The following is a 10,761-nucleotide window of genomic DNA, read 5'->3' on the forward strand; positions in this document are numbered from 1 at the left end:
AGGGACGCCCCGGTGGCGCCGTCAGACGACCCGGTCGAGGCCCTCCAGCCGCGCGAGCCGGTCGAGCAGGCCGTCCCGGACGGCCGGCCACTCGTCGGCGAGGACCGAGAAGTAGGCCGTGTCGCCGCGCGACCCGTCGGGCGCGACGCGGTGGCTGCGCAGCACCCCCTCGGGTACGGCGCCGAGGCGCTGGATCGCCGCGATCGAGCGGGAGTTGCGCGCGTCGGCCCGCAGAGCGACGCGTTCGACGTCGAGCACCTCGAACGCGTGCCGCAGCAGCAGGTACTTGCACGCCGGGTTGGTCACGCCGCCCCACCAGGGACGGTCGTAGAAGGTCGAGCCGAGCTCGACGCGGCCCTGCGAGGGCGACCACTCGTAGAGCGAGGTGCTGCCGCGGACGGACGTGGCGCCGTCGGGCCCCTCGCCGGGGACACGCGGCCCGACGACGGCCCACGCCAGGCGCCCCGGCGCCGCCACCGCGTCGCGCACGTAGGCGGACATGGCGGGCGTCCCGCGCGGCGTGGGCGACGACATCCCTGCCCACAGGGCGTCGTCGACGAACGCCCCCAGCTCGGGCGCGTGCTGCTCGCCGAGCGGCTCGAGGCGCAGCCCGAACCCTTCCAGGACCGTGACGTTCTCCATGCGGTCATCCTGCCGGACAGGACGTGAGGATCTTGTGAACCGCCCGTCCCCCGAGATGCGAGCCGCCCGGGGGCCTGCCTACGGTCGAGACGAACCAACCACCACCGAGGGAGGAACCCCATGGGACTGGGAGACAAGATCAAGCACGGTGCCGAAGAGGCCAAGGGCAAGGTCAAGGAAGGCGCCGGCAAGGCGACCGGCAACGAGAAGCTCGAGGCCGAGGGCCACGCCGACCAGGCGAAGGCCAACGTCAAGCAGGCCGGTGACGACGTCAAGGACGCCTTCACGAAGGACTGACCGCAGACGAAGGACGCCCCGGGACCCATACGGGTCCCGGGGCGTCGCCGTGGACGGGGGAAGTTCTCAGAGGGCGACGGCGGGCGGCAGGGCCGTGACCGAGCCGACGGCCTGACCGGCCGCCTCGGCGACGTGGTCCGCGACGGGCGGGACGACCGACAGGAGCGGCGTGGTCACGGGCTCGCCGGCGGCGGACATCTCGACGGGGCCGAGCACCGGGACGATCCGCGGGCTCGTGATCCGCGCGAGCAGGCCGAGCTCGACGCCCGCCCACTCGTGCGCGAGGATCGAGAAGCACACCGAGTCGGCACGCGTGCCGTCGGGGGCCGTGCGATGACCTCGCATGACGCCCTCCTCGTACGCGCCGAGGCGACGCATCGCGGCGAGCGAGCGCGAGTTGCGCGCGTCCACCCGGAAGCCCACGCGGTGCACGTCCCACGACTCGAACGCATGTCGGAGCAGCAACCATTTCGAGACCGGGTTCACGAGGCTCCCCCACGTGGAACGGGCGTAGAAGGTCCGCCCGATCTCCACGCGCCTGTCGTCGAGCGACAGGTCACGGAAAGCGGTGCTCCCCACCACGAGACCCGAGCCCGCGTCGACGACGGCGAAGGCCGTCAGCGCCCGGGTAGCCCGAGTGTCCTCGATGAAGTTCACCATCCCGACCTCCCCCGCAGGGAGGGTCGTACTCATACCCGCCCACATCGTCGGATCGACGATCTGAGCCAGCGCACCGGCGTGCGCGACAGCCAGGGGTTCGAGGCGGAACCCGTGGCCTTCCAGGACGACATCGTGCTGCACAGCGCATATCAGAACACACGCGGGCGTCGCCGCCAAGACCACGGAGCGGTCCTTCGTGGACGGCGAGGTGACGCACGGGTGAACGTTGTGTCCCGAGGAGCGTCTCCGCAGGTCAGAGGGCTCGTCAGGCTGGGGCCGGACCGCACCCCACGGCGGCCGTGATGTTGCCGACCGCGGCGGTCGCGAACAGCCCGGAGAGCCCTGCGACCTGGAGCAGCGGACGAGGGTCGTCGCTCACGACCCAGCAGCCGTCGACGACCTCGTACCGAGCCTTGGCCCCCTCGCCGACGTAGGCGCGCAGCGCCGCGATCAGGCGCTCGATCTCCTCGCCCGTGGTGCCCACGCCGATCGACGCCCGGATGGCACCGGCCGGGAAGCCCAGGCGGGCCAGGAGCGGGTGCGCGCAGAACCGGCCGTCACGCACGCCGATGCCGTGCTCGGCCGACAGGTAGGACGCGACGAGGCCCGCGTCGTGGCCGTCGACCGAGAAGGTCACGACGCCCACGGGGTCCACGGCGTCGGCCCAGGCGCGGACGACGCGCACGCCGTCGATCTCCTCGAGCCCGTCGACGAGACGGGCACGCAGCTCGGTCTCGTGCGCGACCAGCACGCCCGGCTCGAGCGCCGCGAGCGCGTCGCACGCCGAGGCGAGCGCGACCGCGCCGATCACGTTGGGCGACCCGGCCTCGTGCCGCGCCGGGGCGCTCTGCCACGTGGTGCCCTCGAGCGTCACGTTGCGCACCGCGCCGCCCCCGGCGAGATAGGGCGTGCCGGCGTCGAGCCAGTCACGGCGCCCCACGAGCGCGCCCGCACCGAACGGCGCGTAGGTCTTGTGGCCCGAGAACGCGACGTAGTCCACGTCGCTCGCGGCGAGCGAGACGCCCCGGTGCGGGACGAGCTGGGCGCCGTCGAGCAGGACCCGCGCTCCGGCGTCGTGCGCCGCGGCGACGACCTCGGCGAGCGGCAGCGACTCGCCCGTGACGTTCGAGGCCCCCGTGATCGCGACGAGCGCGTACGGGAAGCGCGACAGCTCTGCGCGCAGCCCGGACAGGGTCTCGGCGACCGTCGCACCGCCGACCAGGACCGTGGCCCCGCCCGTGCGCTGCCACGGCAGGAGGTTCGCGTGGTGCTCGACGTCCAGCACGAGCACACGGCCCGGCGAACCGTCGGCCTGGGACGGGACGCAGCCCGCGAGCAGGTTGAGCGAGTCCGTGGTGTTGCGCGTGACGATCGTGACGTCGTCCTCGCGGGCGCCGACGAACGCGCCGACGGTCTGGCGCGCGGCCTCGTAGAGCGCGGTCGACACCTGAGACAGGTAGCCCGCGCCGCGGTGCACGCTCGCGTAGAGCGGCAGGACCTCGTTGACGCGGTCGGCCACGACCTGCAGCGCCGGGGCCGACGCCGCGACGTCGAGGTTGGCGTACGGGACGCTGCGCCCGTCGACGAGGGGGACCAGGGTGTCGCTGCCCACGACGGGCAGCACGGCACACGAGGTAGGGGCTTCGATGACTGCGTGTGCGCTCATGGCACGTCCTCCGGTGGTCGTCGGAGTTCGCCCTGCGGCCCCTCCGCGCTTGCCCCCCTCCTTGTAGAGAGGGACCTGGTCGTCACCCGGGGCACCCCGCCGCGGAGGAGGGTTGCCGGCCAGCAAACCGGGGTTTTGCGCTGGCACTCATGACCTGGTGTCAAGGATGGGCGAGGCCCGCAGAGCGTGTCAACCGGTGGGCACGGCGTCTCGGATGGTGGGCAGAGGGTGCCTGTCAGGCGGTCGGAGCGTCCTCTGCCAGGGCCGCGACGCGCCGCGCGTCGGCCCGGTACATGGCCGCGTGCCGACGGAAGTCGGACCGGGCCGTCTGCTCCGCACGGCCGTCGGTGAAGTCCGCGATCTCCTCGAGGCGGGCGACCATCGCGGTCAGGACCTCGCGTCGCGAGAAGGGCAGCCCGTAGGCCGCGACCAGCGCGTCGAGGCGCGCGAGAGGATCCAGGCGCCCGACGACGTCGCTCCCGTCCTCGCCCGCGGCGTCCGCCACGAAGGGCGCCAGCCGGTAGCCGAGGTAAGCCAGGTCCCAGATCCGGGGGCCGGGGCTCGCGGTATCGAAGTCGATGAGCCCGACGACGACCCCGTCGCGAAAGACCAGGTTGTACGGGGCGACGTCGTTGTGGCACACGACCTCGGCGGGCTCGTGTGGTGCGCTCTGCCAGATGGGTGGCGCGGGCGCGTCGCCCGCGGCGAGGAAACCGACGCTCCCGTCGTGCACGCGCCGCAGCAGCGCGCCCGCGTCACGGAGCACCGACTCGTCCCAGACCCACAGGGGAAGGGGGTAGTTCGCGACGTCGCCCGGGAGATAGGACAGGACCTCGCGTCCCTGCTCGTCGGTCCCCAGTGGCTCGGGCACCTCGGTGATGCCGTGCGCGCGCAGGTGGCGCAGGAGCGCGTGGACGGTCGGCGTCCAGGGCCCGGCGGTCCGGCGGACCGTGTCGCCGCTCCGCACGACGGTCGAGGAGTTGCCCCCGGTCAGGACCTCCTCGGGCGGGCTCTGCTCACGACCGCCTGCCGTGAGGTAGAGGGCTTGCGTCGAGGTAGAGGCCCCGAGCCCGCTGTCTCGACGGGAATCCTCTACCTCGTGGCGACGCGCGGGGTGCTCCATGCGCAGCAACCTATCCCCTGCCCACCCTGCGAGACACCCGTTTCACTCCGTGGGCACGGTGACGTACGATCCGACGCAACCATCCAGAGCGGCTGAGTGACTTGGCACGATGACGCCGCAGCAACCCCCCGGTGACGGGCGAGGGTGCTACCGCCACGACCGATGGAGGATCACCATGAGTGCCCCCGACCGCACGACCGCTGCACCGGTCCCCGACGCCCGGCCCGCCGCCGGCTACGCCGGCGACATCACGCCCCAGCAGGCGTGGACCCTTCTCCAGGCCGACCCGCACGCCGTCCTCGTCGACGTCCGCACCGACGCCGAGTGGCGCTTCGTCGGCGTCCCCGACCTGTCCTCGACGGGCCGCGAACCGGTCCTGACCCAGTGGGTCACGCTCGACGGCCGACCCAACCCGTCGTTCGTCACGGACCTCGCTGCGGCCGGCGTGACACCCGAGACCCCCGTCGTGTTCCTGTGCCGCTCGGGAGCCCGTTCGATCGGCGCGGCCAAGGCCGCGACCGCCGCCGGCCTGGGCCCCGCGTACAACGTGCTCGAAGGCTTCGAAGGAGCGCTCGACGGCGCCGGTCACCGTGGTTCCGACGGCTGGCGCGCAGCAGGCCTCCCCTGGAAGCAGTCGTGAGCGCCGGCACCGGGGACGGCGTCCTGCGCATCCCCGCCGGGATCCCGGGCGGCTCGGGCCGCGGGCCGCTGCCCCGCTCGGTGCGGCCCGACACCCTCGCGGTGCGCGGCGGCCACGCCCGCTCCGACTTCGAGGAGACGAGCGAGGCGCTCTTCCTCACGCAGGGCTATGTCTACGGGAGCGCCGCCGAGGCAGAGGCCGCCTTCGCGGGCGAGGTCGACCGCTTCATCTACTCGCGCTACGGCAACCCGACCGTGCACACGTTCGAGGAGCGGCTGCGACTCATCGAGGGCGCCGAGGCCTGCTACGCCACGGCGTCGGGCATGTCCGCGGTCTTCACGTCGCTCGCGGCCCTGGTCGGTTCCGGGTCGCGCATCGTCGCGGCCCGCGCACTGTTCGGCTCGTCGCTCGTGATCTTCGACGAGATCTTCGCCAAGTGGGGCGTGCGCACCGACTACGTCGACGGTCACGTGCTGTCGCAGTGGGAGGAAGCGCTGTCGACCCCTGCAGACGTCGTCTTCTTCGAGACCCCGTCCAACCCCATGCAGGACGTGATCGACGTGCGCCGCGTGAGCGACCTCGCGCACGCGGCGGGGGCCGTCGTCGTGCTCGACAACGTGTTCGCGACCCCCGTGCTGCAGAAGCCGCTCGAGCTCGGTGCGGACGTCGTCGTGTACTCGGCGACCAAGCACATCGACGGGCAGGGGCGCGTGCTCGGCGGCGCGATCCTGGGCTCCGAGGAGTACGTCAAGGGCCCGGTCCAGACCTTCATCCGCAACACCGGACCCTCGCTCAGCGCGTTCAACGCGTGGGTCCTGGTCAAGGGCCTCGAGACCCTGTCGGTGCGCGTCAAGGCCCAGAACGCCGCGGCGCTCCAGGTCGCGACCGCGCTCGAGGAGCTGCCCGGCATCACGGCCGTGCGCTACCCGTTCCTCGCCTCGCACCCCCAGGTCGAGCTCGCCAAGGCCCAGCAGAGCGGCGGCGGGACGGTCGTGACGTTCAACCTCGACGTGCCCGGCGCCGACGACCCGGGCACGGACGCCGAGCTCCTCAAGAAGCGCACGTTCCAGTTCCTCGACGCCCTGCAGATCGTGGACATCTCCAACAACCTGGGCGACGCCAAGTCCCTCATCACGCACCCCGCGACCACGACGCACCGCAAGCTGGGCGCGGAGGGCCGTGCCGCCGTCGGGATCGCGGAGACGACCGTGCGCCTGTCGATCGGCCTCGAGGACCCGCTCGACCTGATCGAGGACGTCGAGCAGGCGCTCGCCGCGCGCTGAGGCCTGCGGTCCACCGCTGCGTGCGGAGTACTCGTCGTGAGACCGGCCGGACGGCGACGAGTACTCCGCACCCAGCGACAGCAAGCAGGAATACCCTGACCGCCTCCCGGGGTTGGACCTGGCGATGACTACCTCGCCGCGCCTCTCCGTCCTCGACCTCGTCCCCGTCCGTTCGGGACAGTCCAGCTCCCAGGCCATCGCCGCGTCCCTGGACCTCGTGCGCCTCGCCGACCGCCTCGGCTTCACGCGCTACTGGTTCGCCGAGCACCACAACATGCCCGCGGTCGCCGCGTCCGCCCCGCCCGTCATGATCGCGGCGGCCGCCACGGTGACCGAACGGATCCGCGTCGGCTCGGGCGGCGTCATGCTCCCCAACCACGCGCCGCTCGTCGTGGCCGAGCAGTTCGCGGTCCTCGAGGCCATGGCCCCGGGACGCGTCGACCTGGGGATCGGCCGGGCGCCCGGCAGCGACCCCGTCGTCACGGCCCTGCTCCGCAGCAGCGGCCCCACGTCCGACGTCGACCGCTTCCCCCAGCACGTCCAGGACATCCGCTCGCTCATGAGCGCCGAGGGCGCCTCGGTCCGCCTCACGAGCGGCCAGGTCTACGACGTGCACGCGACCCCGGCCGCCGAGTCCGTGCCGACCGTCTGGCTGCTCGGGTCGAGCGACTACTCGGCACGTCTGGCCGCCGAGCTCGGCCTGCCGTACGTGTTCGCCAACCACTTCTCGGGTCAGGGCATCGACGAGATCCTCGCGCTCTACCGCGACGGCTACCGCCCGTCGCCCGAGCACCCGGCGCCGGAGACGTTCCTGACGGTCAACGTGTCGGTCGCCCCGACGCTCGCCGAGGCCCGTGCGCGCGCGCTGCCCCAGGCCCGCATGATGGCCCGCCTGCGCTCGGGCAAGCCGCTGGGCGCCCAGGAGACGGTCGAGGACGCGGCGTCGACGCCGCTCGACGGGCTCACGTCCCAGATGGCCGACGAGATGCTCGACCGCTGGATCGTCGACGAGCCCCAGGCTGCCGCGCGTCGCGTGCGCGAGCTGGCCGCCCGGCACGGCGTCGACGAGGTCATGGTCGTGCCCGTCGCGGCGTCCCGCGCCGACGAGTCGCTCGACGCGACGCCCGGCCGCACGCAGACGCTCGAGCTGCTCGCGGACGCGCTCGCCTGACGACCGTCCCGTGAACCCGACGCGGCCAGAGCGCACCCGACCGCCCGCCGACGCGGCGCCGTCGGGCGTGCCCGTGCGCGTCACGGACCACGCCTCGGTGCTGCTCGCCCCGAACCCCGGACCCATGACGCTCGACGGGACCAGGTCCTACGTCCTGGCCGCGCCCGGCGCGCGCACGCGCGTCGTCGTCGACCCGGGGCCCGACGACGTCGCTCACCTCTCGGCCCTGGCCGACGGGCCACGCGTCGAGCTGGTCCTCGTCACCCACCGGCACGCGGACCACACCGCAGGGGCGGCGCGCTTCGCCGAGCTCACCGGGGCGCCCGTCCGGGCGGCCGACCCCGTCCACTGCCACCCCGCGGGGGGCGGGCCGCTCGGCGGGTCAGCGCACGGGGGAACGGCCGAACCGCTGCACGGGGGCGAGGTCCTCCGTGCGGCCGGGCTGCGGATCGAGGTCGTCGCGACCCCGGGCCACACCGCCGACTCCCTGAGCTTCCGCCTGCCGGACGACGGACCGCGCGGCTCGGTGCTGACGGGCGACACGATCCTCGGGCGCGGCACCACGGTGATCTCCGCGCCGGACGGCTCGCTGAGCGACTACCTCACGAGCCTCGACGCGCTCGAGGCGTTCGGGGCCGCGACGGTCCTGCCCGCGCACGGCCCGCACCTGGACGACCTGTCCGCCGTCGTGCGGGCGTACCGCGAGCACCGGCTGGGGCGGCTCGCCGAGGTGCGCGCCGCCCTCGCCGCGGCGAGGCTCGCGGGAGACCCCGTGACCGACCGGCTCGTCGAGCAGGTCACGGCGGTCGTCTACGGCGCCGTCGCACCCGGGGTGCTCCCGGCCGCCCGGCAGAGCGTCCGCGCCCAGCTCCGGTACCTCGCCGAGCGCGCGTAGCGCGACGGGCACGGCGAGCGCACAGCGCACGGTGCAGCAGATCCGCACGCTGGAGCCGGAGCGACCGAGACGCCGATCCGGCGCGACGGGCCGTGGGGCCGGTGGTTGACTGACCGCGTGACCCCCTCGATCCCGGACCTCCCGACGTCCCCCGCCCGCCGCGACGCCCTGGGCGCAGGTCCTGCCGTGCGCCTCGGCGCCGGTGTCGCCCTGGGGGTCATCGCGGGGATCTGGTTCGGCACGCAGGGATACCCCCGGTTCGCGGTCCTCGCCGGCTGGAGCATCGCCGCGCTCGTCTTCACGACCTGGACCTGGGTCGTCGTGACCCCCATGGACGCGCGGCTGACCGCGAGCCACGCGACCCGCGAGGAGCCGTCCCGGCGCGTGACCCACCTGTTCATCCTCGCGGCCTCGCTCGCGAGCCTCGTGGGGGTCGCGCTCCTCCTGCTGGCCTCACCCGAGAAGAAGAGCGCCCAGGCCGTGAGCGCGGTGTTCGCCGTGGCCTGCATCGCGGTCTCGTGGGCTGCGGTCCACACCCTGTTCGGGCTGGCCTACGCCCGTCAGTACTACACGGGCGAGGACGGCGGGATCGACTTCAACCAGGTCGAGCCGCCGCGCTACCTCGACTTCCTGTACGTGGCGTTCACGGTCGGGATGAGCTTCGCGATCTCCGACACCAACGTCACGTCGGGAGAGATCCGGCGGACCGCGCTGGGCCACGCGTTGCTGTCGTACTTGTTCGGAACCGTGATCATCGGTGCGGTCGTGAACCTCGTCGCAGGGCTCTGAGGCTCTGCGTCACCGGGCCCGGCGCGTCAGGACGCTCGACACGAGCGCCGCGACCGCGGCGACCGCCATGACCAGGAACAGGGCGACGGCGACCCGTAGCGGGGTGTACGCGATGCGCTCGGCCATCTCGCCGGCGGGGCCGGTCCAGCCCCACCCGGTGATCACTGCCTCGGCGCGCGTGGCGATGGCCCCGACCCGTCCAGGAGCCGCGCCCAGCGCCCCGGCGACCCACGCGAGGCAGTCGATCATGAAGGCGCCGAACGTGGAGGAACCGGACAAGAAGGTGGGCACGGGACCAAGGGTAGCGGGTTGCGCTCTCGCCGCGCGGCAGCGCTCGGGGTGACATGCCGACGGCGGGGCTCACCTCCTGGGTGAGCCCCGCCGTCGGGCAGTGCTGGTGCTGCGGTCAGGCCTGGACGAGCGTGCTCAGCACCGAGGTGAAGAAGCCCAGCCCGTCGGTGCCCGCACGGGGCCCGGACTCGTTCGCGGGGCCGAACCCGGCCTCGACCGCGTGCTCGGGGTGCGGCATGAGACCCACGACGTTGCCCGCCGCGTTCGAGATGCCCGCGATGTCGCGGCGCGACCCGTTCGGGTTCCAGCCCTCGTAGCGGAAGACCACGCGACCCTCGGCCTCGAGCTCGTCGAGCGTGCGCTCGTCGGCGACGAACTGGCCGTCCTGGTTCTTGAGCGGCACCGTGATGCGCTGGCCCGCGGTGTAGTCGCGCGTCCAGGCCGTCTCAGCGTTCTCCACGACCATGGTCTGCTCGCGGCAGATGAACGCGAGGTGGTCGTTCTTGATCATCGAGCCGGGCAGCAGGTGCGCCTCGGTGAGGATCTGGAAGCCGTTGCAGATCCCCAGGACGGGAAGGCCGCCCTTGGCCGCGTCGACGAGCGAGTCCATGACGGGCGCGAAGCGGCTGATCGCCCCGGCACGAAGGTAGTCGCCGTACGAGAAGCCGCCCGGGAGCACGACCGCGTCGACCCCGTGCAGGTCCGCGTCCGCGTGCCACAGGGACACGGGCTCGCCGCCGGCCAGGCGCACGGCACGGGCCGCGTCCCGGTCGTCGAGCGTGCCGGGGAACGTGATGACACCGATCCGGGCCGTGGCCAGGCCGGTCGCTGCGGGGGCGCTCATCAGGCGCTCTCCCCGCCCAGCTCGGCCGTCAGCTCGGCGACGAGGACGACGTCCTCGATGACCGGGTTCGACAGGACCTTCTCGCCGGCCTCGCGGGCCGCGGCGAGCACCTCGGGGGTGACGTCACCCTCGACCTCGAGCTCGAACCGCTTGCCCTGGCGCACGCTGGTGAACTGGGTGAAGCCCAGGCGCGGGAGCGCCCCGACGACGGCCTTGCCCTGCGGGTCCAGGATCTCGGGCTTGGGCATGACCTCGACGACTACGCGTCCCACGGGAGCTCCTCGGGAAGTTGGTCCGGCCGCTCGGCTCGGACAGGTCCGCACGAGGCTCGGGGCGCGCCGCGAGGGCGGCGACCGGGTCGCACGGATCTCGGTGGGTGGGGATTCCGGGGCCAGTTTACCCGGGCCGCGCACGGGGCAGGGTCGCGTCTCAGGCGGCGGGCGCGGGTGCGGGCTGGGCG

Annotated in this window: 13 protein-coding genes and 2 riboswitches; of the genes, 6 read left to right on the top strand and 7 right to left on the bottom strand. The window is 73.3% G+C overall.

The genetic code is table 11. The features are described 5' to 3' along the window. Positions 1-21 precede the first annotated feature (21 nt). A complete protein-coding gene (locus OERS_RS13110) occupies positions 22-642 on the bottom strand; it encodes a GNAT family N-acetyltransferase (protein WP_068626100.1) in 621 nt (206 codons plus the stop codon). Between the two features lie 120 nt (positions 643-762). Between OERS_RS13110 and OERS_RS13115 the strand changes: the two genes are divergently transcribed. Further along, on the top strand, positions 763-939 hold the full coding sequence (locus OERS_RS13115; RefSeq protein WP_056652525.1) for a CsbD family protein: 177 nt from the start codon (positions 763-765) through the stop codon (positions 937-939). Positions 940-1,005: 66 nt separating this feature from the next. Here OERS_RS13115 and OERS_RS13120 read toward each other — a convergent pair whose 3' ends face one another. The 3 genes from OERS_RS13120 to OERS_RS13130 form a co-directional block, all read right to left on the bottom strand. After that, positions 1,006-1,782: a GNAT family N-acetyltransferase gene (locus OERS_RS13120; protein ID WP_322788297.1), complete on the bottom strand. Its 777-nt coding sequence runs from the start codon at positions 1,780-1,782 to the stop codon at positions 1,006-1,008. Positions 1,783-1,864: 82 nt separating this feature from the next. Beyond that, entirely contained in the window at positions 1,865-3,265 is a 1,401-nt protein-coding gene (locus tag OERS_RS13125; RefSeq protein ID WP_068626102.1) for an aminotransferase class V-fold PLP-dependent enzyme, read from the bottom strand. Positions 3,266-3,305: 40 nt separating this feature from the next. Then, positions 3,306-3,420, bottom strand: a riboswitch (SAM riboswitch). Positions 3,421-3,500: 80 nt separating this feature from the next. After that, positions 3,501-4,388 carry a phosphotransferase enzyme family protein gene (locus tag OERS_RS13130; RefSeq protein ID WP_083201446.1) on the bottom strand — a complete coding sequence of 296 codons (888 nt, stop codon included), beginning with the start codon at positions 4,386-4,388 and terminating at the stop codon, positions 3,501-3,503. Between the two features lie 76 nt (positions 4,389-4,464). After that, a riboswitch (SAM riboswitch) is annotated at positions 4,465-4,557 on the top strand. A 6-nt stretch (positions 4,558-4,563) separates the two neighbouring features. Between OERS_RS13130 and OERS_RS13135 the strand changes: the two genes are divergently transcribed. From OERS_RS13135 to OERS_RS13155, 5 genes are all read left to right on the top strand, one after another. Then, entirely contained in the window at positions 4,564-5,028 is a 465-nt protein-coding gene (locus OERS_RS13135; RefSeq protein ID WP_068626103.1) for a rhodanese-like domain-containing protein, read from the top strand. A 23-nt stretch (positions 5,029-5,051) separates the two neighbouring features. Then, positions 5,052-6,311 carry an O-succinylhomoserine sulfhydrylase gene (locus tag OERS_RS13140; protein ID WP_068626114.1) on the top strand — a complete coding sequence of 420 codons (1,260 nt, stop codon included), beginning with the start codon at positions 5,052-5,054 and terminating at the stop codon, positions 6,309-6,311. 124 nt (positions 6,312-6,435) lie between these two features. Then, entirely contained in the window at positions 6,436-7,482 is a 1,047-nt protein-coding gene (locus OERS_RS13145; protein WP_068626104.1) for an LLM class flavin-dependent oxidoreductase, read from the top strand. Positions 7,483-7,549: 67 nt separating this feature from the next. Next, entirely contained in the window at positions 7,550-8,377 is an 828-nt protein-coding gene (locus tag OERS_RS13150) for an MBL fold metallo-hydrolase (protein ID WP_056764798.1), read from the top strand. 117 nt (positions 8,378-8,494) lie between these two features. Continuing rightward, entirely contained in the window at positions 8,495-9,166 is a 672-nt protein-coding gene (locus OERS_RS13155) for a DUF1345 domain-containing protein (RefSeq protein WP_083201447.1), read from the top strand. A gap of 9 nt (positions 9,167-9,175) precedes the next feature. On the opposite strand, the gene OERS_RS13160 is transcribed toward OERS_RS13155, so the two are convergent. From OERS_RS13160 to purS, 3 genes are all read right to left on the bottom strand, one after another. After that, complete coding sequence (locus OERS_RS13160) at positions 9,176-9,457, bottom strand: hypothetical protein (protein WP_056764641.1); 282 nt, start codon at positions 9,455-9,457, stop codon at positions 9,176-9,178. 115 nt (positions 9,458-9,572) lie between these two features. After that, positions 9,573-10,301: a phosphoribosylformylglycinamidine synthase subunit PurQ gene (gene purQ / locus OERS_RS13165; RefSeq protein WP_068626105.1), complete on the bottom strand. Its 729-nt coding sequence runs from the start codon at positions 10,299-10,301 to the stop codon at positions 9,573-9,575. Beyond that, positions 10,301-10,573: a phosphoribosylformylglycinamidine synthase subunit PurS gene (gene purS / locus OERS_RS13170; protein ID WP_056652540.1), complete on the bottom strand. Its 273-nt coding sequence runs from the start codon at positions 10,571-10,573 to the stop codon at positions 10,301-10,303. Before purS ends, purQ begins: the two co-directional genes overlap by 1 nt. Between the last annotated feature and the right edge of the window lie 188 nt (positions 10,574-10,761).

It is taken from the genome of Oerskovia enterophila, from assembly GCF_001692445.1.
GTDB classification, from domain to species: Bacteria; Actinomycetota; Actinomycetes; order Actinomycetales; family Cellulomonadaceae; genus Oerskovia; species Oerskovia enterophila.

Excerpts from the sequence above, each read along its gene's own strand:
- OERS_RS13115 (WP_056652525.1), top strand. The coding sequence starts at position 763 with ATGGGACTGGGAGACAAGATCAAGCACGGTGCCGAAGAGGCCAAGGGC.
- OERS_RS13110 (WP_068626100.1), bottom strand. The coding sequence starts at position 642 with ATGGAGAACGTCACGGTCCTGGAAGGGTTCGGGCTGCGCCTCGAGCCG.
- OERS_RS13145 (WP_068626104.1), top strand. The coding sequence starts at position 6,436 with ATGACTACCTCGCCGCGCCTCTCCGTCCTCGACCTCGTCCCCGTCCGT.
- purQ (WP_068626105.1), bottom strand. The coding sequence starts at position 10,301 with ATGAGCGCCCCCGCAGCGACCGGCCTGGCCACGGCCCGGATCGGTGTC.
- OERS_RS13135 (WP_068626103.1), top strand. The coding sequence starts at position 4,564 with ATGAGTGCCCCCGACCGCACGACCGCTGCACCGGTCCCCGACGCCCGG.
- OERS_RS13125 (WP_068626102.1), bottom strand. The coding sequence starts at position 3,265 with ATGAGCGCACACGCAGTCATCGAAGCCCCTACCTCGTGTGCCGTGCTG.
- OERS_RS13130 (WP_083201446.1), bottom strand. The coding sequence starts at position 4,388 with ATGGAGCACCCCGCGCGTCGCCACGAGGTAGAGGATTCCCGTCGAGAC.